Source organism: Algoriphagus resistens (genome assembly GCF_001442615.1).
GTDB classification, from domain to species: Bacteria; Bacteroidota; Bacteroidia; order Cytophagales; family Cyclobacteriaceae; genus Algoriphagus; species Algoriphagus resistens.
In genome coordinates this window covers 161,541-176,490 of sequence record NZ_LMXN01000007.1, presented here as the reverse complement: position 1 = coordinate 176,490, position 14,950 = coordinate 161,541, and the positions used below count along the sequence as shown (strand labels likewise).

The window sequence follows — 14,950 nt, the reverse complement described above, 5'->3', positions numbered from 1 at the left end:
AATTATTTAATGCGATTGATTGCTTCTAGAATCTTAAACTCAGGCATACAAAGGGAAAAACGTACATAGCTTTCCCCTTCCGAACCAAAGATCTTACCGGGAGTGATAAATATATTTCTTTCGTATAGTAGCTCGTCTACCACCTGATCGGCAGTCTTTTCATCCGGTACTTTACACCAGACAAATAGCCCGGCGGCTTTGGTGTCGTAAGTCAAGTTGAGTTTGTCTGCCAGCTTCCAAACCAGTTTTCTGCGACTTTGGTACGTGCTTTCAATATCCGAAAACCAACCTTCTCCCAGATTCAGTGCTGCAATTGCCCCTTTTTGAATTCCCAAAAACATCCCAGAATCCATATTGCTTTTCACTTTCAGCACTTTCGCCAGCCAATCCTCACGTCCTACCAACATTCCCACTCTCCAGCCCGGCATGTTGAACGCCTTACTTAAAGAGTTCAACTCCATCGCTACATCCTTAGCTCCGGGAATTGACAAAATGCTAATTGGCTCCTTCGTCAATATATGACTGTACGGGTTGTCATGAAGTAATACGATCTCATGCTTTTTGGCGAAAGCTATCAGTTCTTGCAAAATAGCTCTGCTTCCCGGTGCGCCTGTGGGCATATGCGGGTAGTTGAGCCACATGAGTTTCACCTTAGTGAGATCCTGGTTCTCCAATTCTTCCAAGTTTGGTCTTCCGGATTTAGCCAAATCTATCCCGTAATAAATGGGCTTGGCACCGAGCAAATTGGTGACAGATGTATAGGTTGGATAACCGGGATTTGGAACCAAAACTTCGTCTCCAGGATTTAAGAAAGTCATGCTCAGATGCATAATTCCTTCCTTGGAACCCATCATTGGCAAGATCTCCCTATTTGGATCAAGGCTCACACCATATTCTCTAGCGTAGAAATTAGCAATGGATGCTCTCAATTCAGGAATTCCCTGATAGCTCTGATAGCCATGCGCCTGTTGATTATCAGCCGTGTTTTTCAGCGCCTGAGTCACCAGCTTATCCGGCGCCATGTCCGGACTTCCAATACCGAGATTTATGACTGGTTTTCCTTCCGCTATCATCTGATTTACCTCACGGAGCTTGGCGGAAAAATAGTATTCTTCTACACTGCTTACTCGATCTGCAAAGCCTTTCATTATTTTCTACTTATGTATTCTCCAAAAATTTTCACTTCACCAAAACTAGTTCGAATTTCCTCAATTGTCTGTGAGAAAATGTCATGATCTTCAAAAACTAAGTCAATAAAAAATGCATATTCCCATGGCTTCTCCATTACAGGAATCGACTGGATTTTGCTCAGATCTATTCCGTTCTCGGAAATCAATGTAAGCAATTTTGCCAAGCCACCTTTTTGGTTTTGGATAGTTACTTTAATAGATGCCTTATTAGCTGGATTAGCTGGCTTGACAACTTCTTTTTGAAGGATTATAAAGCGGGTAAAATTACTTTTCACCGTCTGAATATCCGGCGCGATGATCTCCATTCCATAGATATCAGCTGCAATACTCGATGCAATAGCTGCCACACCTTTCCAGTTTCCGTCTGCAATATCACGTGCCACTGAGGCTGTGTCTGTATCTTCTTTGAGTTGGATATGGGGATGCAGCCCAAAAAAAGCCTTGCATTGCAACAATGCCATAGGGTGGGAACGGACTTCCTTGATGTCATCGATAGTCTGTCCTGGAAGAGCCATGAGTTGATGCCCGATAGGAAGGTAATATTCATCCCGAATGCTCAATCCATAGCGATCTATCAAATCATAATTTGGCAAAATCGCACCTGCAATGGAATTTTCGATTGCCATTACGGCATAGTCAGCTTCACCATTAGCGACTGATCGGGCAACGGGTTCAAAGGTGGTGAAATCAAGAATTTCTATGTCTTCACCGAAGGTGCGAAGGGCTACTTGATGATGAAAAGAGCCGGGAACGCCTTGAATGGCTATTTTATGCTTGCTCATATTAGGATTGACTTACGATAGAAATTCCCGCAAGCTGGCAATGCTTCCAAAAACTTGGATAAGATTTATTCACTACGGATGGATCTTCTATACTTACCCGTGTTTTGGTAATCAAAGGCATAAAAGCCATCGCCATTCTGTGATCTTCATAGGTATGGATCTTTACTTCCGCTGGCATAGTCACGGATGGAATTACCTGATATACTTCAGGTTCGATTTCCCTTAAGTCCGCATTGAATTTTGCAAGCTCCTGCTGTAATGCATGGATTCTATCAGTTTCCTTTATTTTCAGGCTTTCCAATCCTGTAAAAGTTGCGTTTTGGCCAAGAATGGCGCAGGTTACAGCGATCGTCTGAGCCAAGTCAGGGCAATGCGTGAAGTCCCAATCTTTCAAACCTTTTACTGATTGCTTTTGCAACAAAACTCCGCCGTCTTGAAAAGTACTTTTTACACCTAGATGCCCCATGATTTCTACGACCGCCGAATCTCCCTGGAGACTGTTTTCTTTCAGCCCTGACAGAAAAAGTTCACCTGAATCAGCACAGGCCAATAGGCTGAACCAGTATCCCGCTCCGGACCAATCACTTTCTACCGCAAAAGTAGTTGACTGATAGGTTTGATGAGGAACAGTTATTTTATTTTCATTCCATGTGTAGTTGATTCCAAATTGAGACATGGAGTCCAATGTCATTTCTATGTAAGATCTGGAACCGACTTTGCCTTCCAGCTCAATTTCCAATCCCTGAGGCAGCAAAGGTGAAATCATCAGCATCGCGGAAATGTACTGACTGGAAACGTCTCCCCTAATTTTTATCTTATCGCTTTTTTGTTCAGGAAGTCCGTGGATCGCCATCGGAGGATAGCCTTCCACACCCAAATAATGAATTTCAGCACCCACAGTTCTTAGCGCATCTACTAAAATCCCGATCGGACGCTCGCACATACGGGGCGTTCCTGTCATTACTTTATTTTGATTGGTGATCGCTGCATAAGCAGTCAAAAACCGCATCGTTGTCCCTGCGTCCAAAACATCATACACCGGCGGGTTTTTCTTAAGCAAACTGATCATGGTCTGCGTATCACGCGCCTCGGCCAAGTTGCTGAGTTTGTTTTTCCCTTCAGTCAGCGCATCAATAATGAGGACACGGTTGGATTCGCTTTTGGAAGAGGGGAGAGGAATATGTGTAGCCAAAAAATCTGATTTTTGAGCCAGATGAATAACTTCCATGGTTTCGGTTTTCAAGGGACTTGGATATTAGGAATAAGATAGGTTTTGGTAATAGTGAATGGCCTCCCGGATTTCTTCCCGTGTGACAGGAATATTATAGGTACAGTTGCCAATGGAACTCAGTAGCGAAAACATCAGCTCTTTGCCTTCATTCTTTTTGTCTTGTAGGCAAAAATCCAATACGGGGGCCAAGTCGCTTTCCTGGATTTCGATTTTACCATAAACTTTCAGAAAAGCTTCCTGAATCTTCTTCAGTTCAGCCATAGAAAGGTCTAATTTCTTGTGGGAAAGCCAGGCTTCGCAAATCATGCCGACAGCGATAGCCTCTCCATGTAATAAATGTCTTGGGCCGTCCAGAAAGTAAGTTTCAAAGGCATGGCCGATGGTATGCCCGAAGTTCAGGATCTTGCGCAGACCGGCTTCTTTTGGATCTTCTTTGACTACGGATTTTTTGATTTCCACAGAGTGGTGAATCAGCGGAGCCCAGTAGGATTTTTCCCAGTGATCAAAATCCAGGCTTTCGAAATAGTTTTTGTCCCGGATCAGTCCGTGCTTTATAATCTCAGCATATCCAGATCGGATTTCATTTTCAGGTAAAGTTTTCAGGAATTCTGAAGCTACAATTACTGTCTCGGGTTCATTGAATACACCGAGGTGATTTTTCAGCCCTTCAAAATCTACTCCCAGTTTTCCGCCTACACTTGCGTCCACTTGGGAAAGGAGCGTGGTGGGCATATTGATAAACCGGATTCCCCTTTTATAAATACTTGCACAAAAACCGCCCATATCTCCCAAGACGCCTCCACCAATATTCAGGAAAAGTGCTTTTCGGTCCAGTTGGGCTTTGGTCATCGCTGCCCAGATTTGCATGCAGGTGGCTATGGTTTTGCTCTTTTCCCCTGGTTCTATGGTGAAAAAAGTACTGTTGGATGAGAAAATTTCCTCTACCAAAGGCAGGCAATGTGCTTTGGTATTTTCATCTGTCAAAACAAAAAGACTGGAAAATTTGATCTCGCTGAGGACAGCGGTCAAATCAACAGATGCATTTTCAGAAAATATAATTGAGTTCACGAAGACTAGAGTTTGCTGATTTAAAGTTAGACTGAGGGGAGAACCTTACCCCCTCAGACTTGAATTAGCTCAGTGATGACGAATTTACTTTTTTACAGGATCAGCTTCTCTAAGTTGCTTTTCCTGACGTTTTACAGATTCTTCGTGAATGCAATAAAGCAACTCTCTCATAAATTTCTCGCTAAGGTTTTTCTGCACTCCCTTTGCGGTACGTCCTTCCATTACTTCTTTCCAGCGATCAGACTGAAATACAGATAAGTGATGCTCTCTTTTGTGCGCGCCGATCTGGTCGATCACAGCGAATCTTTCCTGAAGGATGTCCAACAACTGATCATCCAAGTGATCCACAGCTCTTCTCAAGTCATTGAGACGCTCGCTTGGCTGCTCGGACTCTAAAGGTTTTTTGAAGTCAATAGCATCCAAAATCTCTTTGAGACGGGCTGGAGTTACCTGCTGCTTCGCATCAGACCAAGCTTTGTCCGGGTCGTGGTGGGTCTCTATCATCAAGCCATCCAAACCGAAGTTCATCGCTTTTTGGGATATCTCCAGGATGCCATCTCTTTTCCCAACGATGTGAGAAGGGTCATTGATCACTTCCATTCCAGTCCATACACGCTTTAAATGCATAGGCATTGACCAGTTCGGTTTGTTTCTGTATCGCTTATCATAAGCATCAGAGAATCCTCTATGAATTGCTGCCAATTTAGTAAGGCCTACTGCGTGGAATCTTTCCAGAGCTCCCATCCAAAGGTCAAGATCCGGATTCATTGGGTTTTTCACCATTACAGGAATATCTGATCCTTTCAATGCATCTGCTATTTCTTGTACAGCGAAAGGATTTACTGTGGTTCTTGCACCTACCCAAACCACGTCTACCTTATTTCTAAGGGCGATTTCCGCGTGAGCAGCATTTCCCACTTCTACAGTGATAGGGATGTTTAGATGATGACGGACTATCTCCATCCACTTTAATCCTTCTTCACCGATCCCTTCGAAGCTTCCAGGTCTTGTTCTCGGCTTCCAGATACCTGCCCGGAACATAGACGGAATTACATTATTTTCTTTCATCTCAATACAAATCTGCTCGATTTGCTCTGGAGTCTCTGCTGAGCAGGGACCTGCGATGATGGTTGGGCCTGTTAGTCCTAGGCCCCAGTCTTTGATTTGTTTGTGTTCTTTCATACTACTGAGCTTTAAATGAAAAAAGCCCGACTCTTTCGAATCGGGCTTTATGTGTTATATGTTCTTTTTAGTTTAGGCTAGGCAATACACAACTCCGATTCGATTTTGTCTTCGAAAGTAAAAGTAAAAGAAGCTAAAATATGTCGCTGCTGTGTTTAACATGTGCCAAATGTAACAGGGTGATTTTTAAAAACAAAATAAATTTTCTTCTCCAAAATTAACATTCTCCTAATACCTAGCCTAAATCTTTACAATTTCTACAATTTCCTTATGAAAATTAAGGCTTTGCAAAATTATATTCCGATTTTGATTTGAATTTTTTATAATTATTTCACAAAAAAAAATTCGTCAAACCTTCTGATTATGAATGTTCTCCACACCCTCGGTAGTACTTTTTATTTTTCAAAAACTATCTAGCTATACAATACCACGCAGCCTTTTTGCTTATTCTAGACTGTAAAGAGGTGAATAATAACAAGTAAGTCAACTTCAATTATCCGAAGGATACCTATCCAAAAGCAGTTTTTTTGATATCTTTGCAGCCTTATTTGAGGATTATGCCCGCCCAACCCAATATTTCTTTTGAGAATCTAAGAGTAGCTTTTGCATCTAAGTCAGATGCAGAGCTGAAGAGAATGTATCTGGTCTTTGCTTTGCTGAACAACAAGACGGTTTCGGATCTAGGTATTGCTTTGACACATTTTGCACTGAAACTTCACCTTCCGATCAAGTGGATCATGAAGCAAACTATGTTTGGCCATTTCTGCGGTGGTGAGACCATTGCGGAGAGTGTGGAGGATTGCAAAATACTTGCTGAATATGGAGTAGAATCCTGCCTGGACTATTCGGTGGAAGGCAAAGGTGACGAAGAGAGTTTTGAAAAAACAACTCAGGAAATCCGTCAGACATTGATAGAATCTGCCAAAACGGATTACCTGCCTTTTGGTGTGGTGAAAGTCACCGGCTTAGGAGATTATCATATTCTTACCAAAATCCAAGAGAAGGAAAACCTTACCAAAGCTGATGAAGAAGCTTTCCAGCGGTGCAAGGCCAGAGTCGATTTGCTATGTAAAACTGCCCATGATCTTGATCTGAAAATTTTAATCGATGCAGAAGAGTCCTGGTTTCAGGATGTAGTCGATACCTTGGCCTACGAGGCGATGGAAAAGTACAACAAAGAGAAATGTGTGGTTTACAATACCTATCAGATGTACCGGGCGGATATGTTGGGTAGATTGAAGGAAGCGAAGATGCTGGCAGAGCAACTTGGGTTTAAATTAGGCGCAAAGTTAGTTCGTGGAGCATATATGGAAAAGGAGCGGGAGCGGGCAGAGGAGTTTGGTTATACAAGCCCGATTCAGCCGGACAAAGCTGCTACGGACAGAGATTATAATGCAGGTGTGGAATATTGTCTCATAAATCATAAGCAGATTTACCTCATGAGTGGTTCACATAATGAGAACAGCAATTTGCTAGTCGTGGAACTGATGGATAAATTTGGGATTGATCCCGGATCAGATCAGGTTTTCTTTGGACAGTTGTATGGAATGAGTGATAATATTTCTTTCAATTTGGCCAATGCCGGTTATCGGGTGTTGAAATACGTGCCTTATGGCCCGGTGGAAAAAGTGATGCCTTATCTAACTCGGAGAGCTGCTGAGAACTCCAGTATTGCGGGACAGAGCAGCCGGGAGTTTGAGTTGATTAAAAGAGAGATGGAGAGACGGAAGAAGAGTAGGCAGTTATCAGTCTCAGTTTGAACTGTAAGTAGTAAAAGGTGTGAGATAGGAAGGTTGTAAAGTTGTAAGTTTTGCGGCATACATAGGGTATCTGTCACCCAACAATAAAAGGAACAATAAATATCTAATAAATTAGAATGCAACTTTTGAGCGAACAGGAAATAGAAAGACGTAAAGACAGGGAAGAACTGATGAAGCTGGGAATTAATCCTTATCCGGCAGAGGCTTTTCCCATCAATGTCACTTCAGAGGATATTCATCGTAACTATGAAAATCGCAAAAACGACTACAAGGGCATTTCTATAGCAGGCCGTTTGATGAGTCGACGTATTATGGGCTCGGCATCTTTTGGAGAGATTCAGGATGCCACCGGCCGTCTGCAGTTCTACGTGCGCCGCGATGATATTTGTGAAGGGGAAGACAAGACATTGTATAATACGGTATTTAAAAAGCTCTTGGGTATCGGGGATTTCCTTGGTTTGAAAGGCTATATTTTCACTACACAGACTGGCGAGATTTCTCTTCATGTGACGGAGTTGACCGTGCTTTCAAAAGCCGTGAAGCCTTTACCCATTGTGAAGAGAGATGAAGAAGGCAATGTACACGATGGATTTACCGATCCTGAGATGAGATACCGTCAGCGTTATGTGGATCTGACAGTGAATCCTGAGGTAAAGAAGGCTTTTATTACCCGCTCAAGAATCATCACCCAGATGCGTCGATATTTTGACGATCATGGTTGGCTGGAAGTGGAGACACCAATCCTTCAGGCTGTACATGGAGGAGCTGCTGCACGTCCTTTCAACACCCATCATAATACCCTTGATATACCGCTATATTTGCGGATAGCAAATGAGCTTTATCTGAAAAGGCTGATTGTAGGAGGGTTTGATGGAGTGTATGAGTTTGGAAAAATGTTTCGAAACGAAGGCATGGACCGTACGCATAATCCTGAATTTACTTCCATGGAGATCTATGTGGCCTATAAGGACTACATCTGGATGATGGAAATGGTGGAGGAGATGATCGAGCAAGTGACTCAGGCTATTCATGGCAAAACCAAAATCAAGGTTGGTACTAATGAAATTGAGTTTGCGGGACCTTACAGAAGACTGACTATGTATGATTCCATCAAGGAATATGCGGGCATCGATGTGAGTAAGATGGATGAGGAAGGCTTGCGAAAAGTCTGTGGGGAGATGGGAATCGCAGTGGATGACTCTATGGGTAAGGGTAAACTGGTGGATGAGATCTTCGGAGAGAAGGTGGAAGCTAATTTGATCCAGCCTACCTATATCACAGATTATCCGATAGAGATGACGCCGCTGGCCAAAAAGCATAGGACTGAACCAGGATTAGTAGAGCGATTTGAACTTTTTGTAAATGGTAAGGAAATCGGAAATGCTTATACCGAACTAAATGACCCGATCGATCAGAGAGAGCGTTTCGAAGATCAATTAAAGCTGGCGGAGCGTGGAGACGATGAAGCCATGGCGATGGATGAGGATTTCCTTCGTGCCTTGGAATACGGGATGCCTCCAACTTCCGGTTTGGGTATCGGTATCGACCGTCTGACGATGCTGATGACCAACAATACCACGATTCAGGAAGTGCTCTTCTTCCCTCAGATGAGACCTGAGAAGAAAGCGGTAGAACTTACCGAGGAGGAGAAACTGGTACTGGATCTACTTAAAAAAGAACATCCTATAGACCTGACTAAGCTAAAAGAACAAGCTGGATTAAGCAATAAGAAGTGGGATTTGGCGATGAAAGGATTGAGCAAAAAGGAACTGGCAAAAGTCCAAAAAGATGGTGACCTGCTGACGGTACACCCGATGTAAAAGAGAAAGACTATAAAAAAAAATCCGGGCTGAGAGGCCCGTTTTTTTGTTTTAAGGAGGTACGGAGGTTTGCAGGGGAGTGCAAAGAGATTTTCTCTGTTGTCAATGTCGTACCCACAGCCTTCCTGCTATCTAAAAACCCTTGTTCGTCATGGTGTGGGGCACTCACACTTTTTTTTTCATGGTTTAATGTAAGGTCTTTCTTCCAGAGGTAAGAAGCGTAAGGCCTTTAATAATACTAGCTAGCCATCTTCAAGTGAAAAGATTTCTTATAGTTTGACAATGTTTTTTTTGATAAATTCAAACATCGCCAAATTCCCAAACATGAATTCCTACAAACCTGAGTCGTACAATTCACTTTCCCCGTACCTGATCGTAGATAAAGCGCAGGAACTAATAGATCAGCTAAAAGAAATCTTTGATGCTGAAGAGCTTCGCAGATACGATCGTCCAGACGGCTCAATCATGCATACTGAGCTCAGACTCGATGATTCGGTCATCATGATAAGCAGCAGCACGGCCGATTATCCGGCTCACAAAACTATGCTTCATATGTACGTACCGGATGTACTTGGTACTTTCCAGAAGGCTATTAAAAAGGGCTGTAAACTTATCGAAAAGCCTGTAAATAAGGCTGACGATCCAGATACCCGAGGATCATTTTATGACCTTGCCGGAAATTATTGGTCTGTCAGTACGCAGCAAAGTTAGAAGTGACCGGCTGCATAATTGATTATTCCCCTGCTTTATCAGCATAGCCAAATACTTTCTGCAATAATAGGGTGCTTCTTGCAGCTGCATTTTCGCGTATTTTCAATTCTTCTTTTGCAATCTCATAAAACAAGCCATCAATCGCTTTTTGGGTAACGTACTTCGATAAATCTGCCTCAATTGGGGTCATCAGAGGAATCTTATTGTACCGCCCAATCACCTCACCCCAATATTTGGTGGCGCCCACTTTAGTCAAACTACTTTCAATAATAGGGTTGAATTTCCCTTCCAAAGAAGTTGTGGTTTTACTTTCAAAATATTTGGTAGCGGCATTATCCGAGCCGAGCAAGATATTTTTTACATCAGCAATGCTCATATCTTTGATAGCGGCTACAAATATGGGTTTGGCTTCGATGGCGGCATCTTCTGCTGCCCGGTTTATACTGGTGATTACCTGATCACACAGGCTACCAAGGCCAATTGAACGGAGCGTTTTCTCCACTTTTTGGGCTTCTTCCGGAAATACAATTTTGATAGCCAGATTTCCTAAATATCCATCTTCTTTCGAGAGACGATCCGAAGCATAGCTTGTGCCATATTCCAATGCCTGCTTCAGTCCAGAATTAATCTCCGAATCTGTCGGAGTACCCAGGTCCAACGATTTGCTTAATTGGCTTAGCGTGTCACAACTACCCAGAAACAGAACACTGATTAGGGTGAACGTAATTGAAAATTTTTTGAACCCGGTATTTTCTAGTTTCATTGGAATCGGTTTAGGTGATTCTACTGGCATTCAACAATGATGCCCCAAAATTAATTTTTGGGGCAATAATCAGGGAGTGTTTAATTTTTATAGAGGAGATCTTATTATGGCTTCAGTTTTTCATTTTATCAATGGATAACTTATATTTTTGGAGATATGGTAATTTTTTGTTAAAATAGATGTTAAAGTGTTAATCAAATGAATCTAAGGCTTAATTCGGAATTCGGTGCGCTCAAAGCTGTCTTAATGCATAGACCGGGGAGGGAAATTGATCGGTTAACTCCTTATAATAAGGAATTCCTGCTGTTTGATGATGTGCCCTACTTGGAGGCACTCCAAAAGGAACATGATGCATTTTCAAATTTGATCAAAGAGTCAACCGGTGCTCATGTATATCAATTACGGGACTTGCTCATCCGCGTACTTTATGATCAGAATATCCTGCTTCAGTTGATGCAAGAATCACTTAAGCGATCAGGTATGGTTCATTTGGCTGAGTCAATTTTAGTGAGGTATTCTACTGCGGAATGTGCGGGGATTTTGACTGCAGGCCTGAAAGTACATGAACTTAGAAAGAAACTTCCAAATCTCAACGCCGGGGAGCTTATGGAATTCGCATTTCTGATTGCACCTTGTCCCAATCTTTATTTTCAACGTGACCCTATGGCACTCACCCCTGGTGGGATTATTTTCTCCAGTATGCGGATGGAAGGCAGGCAGCGGGAAGCGGATTTATTGCGGACTATTTTTGAAAATCACCCCGACTTTAAGGATAATATCAACAAACTTTATCCAGTAAATGGACATGACAATCCTCCAAGCATTGAGGGTGGAGATGTTATTGTCCTTTCCCAAAAGGCTGTGGCAATCGGTAATTCGGAGCGTACGGATGAGAAGGCAATTTACCATGCGGCAAAAGCACTGCTGGCTGAGGGGACTGTAGAGCGGGTTTATGAAGTGCACCTTCCGCAAAAGCGCCAGTACATGCACCTGGATACTGTATTTACCGTCTTGGATGAAAATCTGGTGTTGACCTATCCGGATGCGATGAATTCAGTATTGCAGACCTCTCTATACACGCTGAAGGAAATTAAGGATGATAAGGTCCATATCAAGCGGGAAGTACTGAAAGAATCCTTGCTTACAGTTTTGGAAAGAGAAATTCCACATTTGGAAATTCTGCATACAGCTGACGGTAATCCTGACTATGCAATGCGTGAGCAGTGGTTTGATGGAGCAAATGTATTCGCAATTGGTCCACGGAGAGTGATTTCTTACAATAGGAATATCCATACCAATAGGGCCTTGAGAAATATGGGAGTAGAAGTGTTGGAAATTCCTTCTTCCGAGCTTTCACGGGGGCTAGGTGGCCCTAGGTGTATGACCATGCCTATCAGCAGATCGAGAGTGTAGGGATGCCGGATTTGGGATTTCTGATTTCCGCGGAAACAATCCCTGCTTTTTTCAAAATTTCTAACCAATACAAAGGCTGGTACGCTTCCTCTTCCACTATGCCTAATTTGGCAATGGTTTCTGCTTTGGATCGCCCATGAAAAACTGCTTAAATAGCTCATCCATGATAAAAATGACTATAAAAGTGAATAAATAACTATTCCAAAATAAGTATATAATACAGGTTTTCAATCGAGCAATTACCACGCTCACATGTGCTGAACACCGATTCACAAATCCTCAATCAACAATCCTACATCGACTAGTTGTCGAAGAAAGATCTTCTTCTAGAGACTTTTAAATCTTGAAGGATGGTAGATTTAACTCGAATGTCAATGTTGTAAGAGGTGAATGCGCCAAACGGAACCCAATTGACGTTCATCTGCCAGCAGTGAAGATCTCTTGCGATGCCGATCATGGTTTGTGTTAATTTTTTCGTTTGTGCATCAAAGCCCGTGTTGAAGTTGATTTTCCACTTATCAGATAAGGAAAAATCTCCATTCATACTGACCGTTTGGGTGATTCTTTTGGGTGCTGAGATTTGATTGCTATAGGAAAGCACATAACCAAATGAAACGTTCCAAGGGATACTCCAATCGATGTATTGACTGGGATCTGTAGCAATCCGATTGATTTCACTTTCCACAAATTCATCCATTACACCGCCTTGCTGCATAAATTCCTGGGTGAGTTCATCTCTGACCTCTCCTGGATTTTGGGCACTATTGGGATTGATAGAAGCATTCATGTTTAATGATGCACTTCTAATGGTTCCTATTCCTTGACCATTTTTCCAGGCAAATTGATTGATAGACCGGAAAGACTCCTCTCCGTTTGTTTTTGTGTATCTTTGAGTAGCATAGGGATCCAGTGTCGAACTCATATTTACCGAGAGCCTTCTGTCGAAAAAACTTGTCCGGGCACTAATCCGAATTGGGGCAAGGTTAAAAGAGTCAGCAGCAAAATTATAGCTGGAGTTTAGATCGATATTTTCCAAAAGTGGAATTTTCTTTGTTGGGTTTTCTCCTGTAGAATCTTCCTTATTAAGGATTTTAGCTTCTAACACACTTCGGATACTAAAGCTCATAGCCCTGCTTTCCCCCATAGGCGCACCACTATAGGAGAAGCCTTGGTGTCTGGACATTAGCCTGGTGTCACCTTCTTCATTGACCTTTACCTCCTGATAATACCCATAAGACGGGGCCGAGAAATCAGGTGAAAAAGTAAAACTCAGAGAGGGTTGAATATGATGACGGATCGTTTTGATCTTTCCTTTTTTAAAATCGAAATACCCGTAGATATTGGTGTTCAGACTAAATGAGCTTGAATAAAATGTCACCCGGTTAAAGCCATCCTCCAGGATTTTATCTACACGCTCTTCCTCAGGATTATAGAAATAATTGATTCTTTTGAGATACCACAATTCTGTCAGACTTGCAGATGCTGTACCTGTGAAATATTTGAAAAGGTTGAAATTAGAACTTATCGGGATTCTGTTCCTCGCCCCGTTATTTGCGTTTTGGAGCAAATAGCCAAAGTTTGCTGGAGTAAAATCCACCAAGTCCGGAGCCTCCGTATTGTCCACTAATTCCGGATCTACACCAAATTCCTGGGTTACTTTATTGGTAATGCTGTTTTGTAGATCAAAATTATAGGCAATGTTCAAGGTTTTTAGAGGCTCAAATTTCATGTTTTTGAATGGGCTCTGCCTATTCATACTCAGATTCATGGTGGGCAAGCTGAGTTGAACTTCCCCGGTCTGTACACTTTGCGAATGCCTCATACTTGCACCGAAGGAGAAAGGAGTACCTGTGAAGGTTTTAGTGTAATTAATGTTCGAAGACAAATCCGCAGTCACGTTGTTCGTGAAGTTATTTGGGTTGACGATGTTGTTGAAATAACTGGTGGAACCTGCGTTCACAGATGCAGCAAAATTACTGTTCCCACGGGATACAGGTGTATGTGACCATTGGATCCGGAATGTATTATAATCCACAGGATTCAGCTCTGTTTCGGGAGACCTGAATTTTTGGAAGTCGATATTGAATGACCCACCAAATCGATAGCGCTTTTTATATACAGCCTGTGATTTGAGTCCCCAGCCTCCGTTGGAATAGATGTCGCCTGTCACCCGGGCATGGATGTAGTCATTGATTGCAAAGTAGTAGCCTAAGTCACGAAGGTATAGACCACGCTTTTGTTCTTGCCCATAAGAAGGGAAAATAACTCCGGAAGCCTTTTCTTCAGGGGTATTCGGAATAATACCAAAAGGCAGCCCGAGGGGCGTAGGAATGCCATTGAAATAGAGATTGAAAGGGCCAGCCACGATCTGTCCACCATCTACGGATTTGATTTTATTAGCGGCTACATGGTAGTGGGGGGTGGTCAGTGTACAGGTAGAGTAATATCCATTCGCCAAATAGACACTGCCATCCTGCATTTTCTTAATGGTTTCTCCTCTCAGGATACCGTCTTGCTGCTCTGTTACTACATCTTTAATGATCGCTTTCTGGGTTTTAAAGTTGTACCGCATTTCCTTGCGGATTTCATAGGAAGAGTTTCCATCTTTAAAGAAAGGGGCTCCAGTCAAATTCCCCAGACTATCAGTGACACCAGAAGCATATAGTTCGGAGTTTTTCCAATCTATAATGATAAGATCTGCTTCCAGTCTCATCGCCCCATACTCAAACCAAGCTTGGTTGTAAAGGTAAACTTTGTTTTCTGTAAAATCCGAAACGATGCTGTCTTCTCCGTAATAGGTAATATCTGTAGAGATATCACTCCTGGGCATCATTTTTGTCGAATCAGAGAGCGCAAGCGTATCAGTAGGATTTGGAATAGTATCCAGATCTATAAAGTCCTGCAAAGGCGGCATCAATGTATCTGGAAGTGTTATTGGCTTTTCCTCAAGTTTGCGGACTGGGTTTTGTGCAGACGCCACCAGCGGAACAATCAATAGCCCAAAAAAGCAAAATAAAAAGAGCCTGAATC

Annotated in this window: 11 protein-coding genes; 4 read left to right on the top strand and 7 right to left on the bottom strand. The window is 42.5% G+C overall.

The window, feature by feature from the left end; translation table 11 throughout:
* Positions 1 to 2: 2 nt before the first annotated feature.
* The 5 genes from AS141_RS14320 to AS141_RS14300 all read right to left on the bottom strand — a co-directional run bounded on the left by AS141_RS14320 (position 3) and on the right by AS141_RS14300 (position 5,453).
* Entirely contained in the window at positions 3 to 1,148 is a 1,146-nt protein-coding gene (locus tag AS141_RS14320) for a pyridoxal phosphate-dependent aminotransferase (RefSeq protein WP_057938351.1), read from the bottom strand.
* Positions 1,148 to 1,972 (bottom strand): prephenate dehydratase, encoded by an 825-nt coding sequence (locus tag AS141_RS14315; protein WP_057938350.1) that lies wholly within the window; start codon positions 1,970 to 1,972, stop codon positions 1,148 to 1,150. Before AS141_RS14315 ends, AS141_RS14320 begins: the two co-directional genes overlap by 1 nt.
* A 1-nt stretch (position 1,973) precedes the next feature.
* Positions 1,974 to 3,200, bottom strand: coding sequence for a 3-phosphoshikimate 1-carboxyvinyltransferase (locus AS141_RS14310; protein ID WP_057938349.1), 1,227 nt, complete (start codon positions 3,198 to 3,200; stop codon positions 1,974 to 1,976).
* A gap of 27 nt (positions 3,201 to 3,227) precedes the next feature.
* Positions 3,228 to 4,271 (bottom strand): 3-dehydroquinate synthase, encoded by a 1,044-nt coding sequence (aroB, locus tag AS141_RS14305; protein WP_057938348.1) that lies wholly within the window; start codon positions 4,269 to 4,271, stop codon positions 3,228 to 3,230.
* Positions 4,272 to 4,355: 84 nt separating this feature from the next.
* Entirely contained in the window at positions 4,356 to 5,453 is a 1,098-nt protein-coding gene (locus tag AS141_RS14300) for a chorismate mutase (RefSeq protein ID WP_057938347.1), read from the bottom strand.
* Positions 5,454 to 6,010: 557 nt separating this feature from the next.
* Here AS141_RS14300 and AS141_RS14295 point away from each other — a divergent pair.
* The 3 genes from AS141_RS14295 to AS141_RS14285 all read left to right on the top strand — a co-directional run bounded on the left by AS141_RS14295 (position 6,011) and on the right by AS141_RS14285 (position 9,744).
* On the top strand, positions 6,011 to 7,213 hold the full coding sequence (locus AS141_RS14295) for a proline dehydrogenase family protein (RefSeq protein WP_057938346.1): 1,203 nt from the start codon (positions 6,011 to 6,013) through the stop codon (positions 7,211 to 7,213).
* Positions 7,214 to 7,329: 116 nt separating this feature from the next.
* A complete protein-coding gene (gene lysS, locus AS141_RS14290; RefSeq protein ID WP_057938345.1) occupies positions 7,330 to 9,033 on the top strand; it encodes a lysine--tRNA ligase in 1,704 nt (567 codons plus the stop codon).
* A 324-nt stretch (positions 9,034 to 9,357) separates the two neighbouring features.
* Entirely contained in the window at positions 9,358 to 9,744 is a 387-nt protein-coding gene (locus AS141_RS14285) for a VOC family protein (protein WP_057938436.1), read from the top strand.
* A 22-nt stretch (positions 9,745 to 9,766) separates the two neighbouring features.
* Here AS141_RS14285 and AS141_RS14280 read toward each other — a convergent pair whose 3' ends face one another.
* Positions 9,767 to 10,507, bottom strand: coding sequence for a DUF4197 domain-containing protein (locus tag AS141_RS14280; protein ID WP_057938435.1), 741 nt, complete (start codon positions 10,505 to 10,507; stop codon positions 9,767 to 9,769).
* 198 nt (positions 10,508 to 10,705) lie between these two features.
* Here AS141_RS14280 and AS141_RS14275 point away from each other — a divergent pair, with 198 nt between their 5' ends.
* Positions 10,706 to 11,920 (top strand): arginine deiminase, encoded by a 1,215-nt coding sequence (locus AS141_RS14275; RefSeq protein ID WP_057938344.1) that lies wholly within the window; start codon positions 10,706 to 10,708, stop codon positions 11,918 to 11,920.
* A gap of 301 nt (positions 11,921 to 12,221) precedes the next feature.
* Here AS141_RS14275 and AS141_RS14270 read toward each other — a convergent pair whose 3' ends face one another.
* Positions 12,222 to 14,900 (bottom strand): putative LPS assembly protein LptD, encoded by a 2,679-nt coding sequence (locus tag AS141_RS14270; protein WP_232424925.1) that lies wholly within the window; start codon positions 14,898 to 14,900, stop codon positions 12,222 to 12,224.
* Positions 14,901 to 14,950: the final 50 nt, after the last annotated feature.

Coding starts and splice junctions, on each gene's coding strand:
- lysS (WP_057938345.1), top strand. CDS start 7,330: ATGCAACTTTTGAGCGAACAGGAAATAGAAAGACGTAAAGACAGGGAA.
- AS141_RS14320 (WP_057938351.1), bottom strand. CDS start 1,148: ATGAAAGGCTTTGCAGATCGAGTAAGCAGTGTAGAAGAATACTATTTT.
- AS141_RS14295 (WP_057938346.1), top strand. CDS start 6,011: ATGCCCGCCCAACCCAATATTTCTTTTGAGAATCTAAGAGTAGCTTTT.
- AS141_RS14275 (WP_057938344.1), top strand. CDS start 10,706: ATGAATCTAAGGCTTAATTCGGAATTCGGTGCGCTCAAAGCTGTCTTA.
- AS141_RS14315 (WP_057938350.1), bottom strand. CDS start 1,972: ATGAGCAAGCATAAAATAGCCATTCAAGGCGTTCCCGGCTCTTTTCAT.
- AS141_RS14280 (WP_057938435.1), bottom strand. CDS start 10,507: ATGAAACTAGAAAATACCGGGTTCAAAAAATTTTCAATTACGTTCACC.
- AS141_RS14310 (WP_057938349.1), bottom strand. CDS start 3,200: ATGGAAGTTATTCATCTGGCTCAAAAATCAGATTTTTTGGCTACACAT.
- AS141_RS14300 (WP_057938347.1), bottom strand. CDS start 5,453: ATGAAAGAACACAAACAAATCAAAGACTGGGGCCTAGGACTAACAGGC.
- AS141_RS14285 (WP_057938436.1), top strand. CDS start 9,358: ATGAATTCCTACAAACCTGAGTCGTACAATTCACTTTCCCCGTACCTG.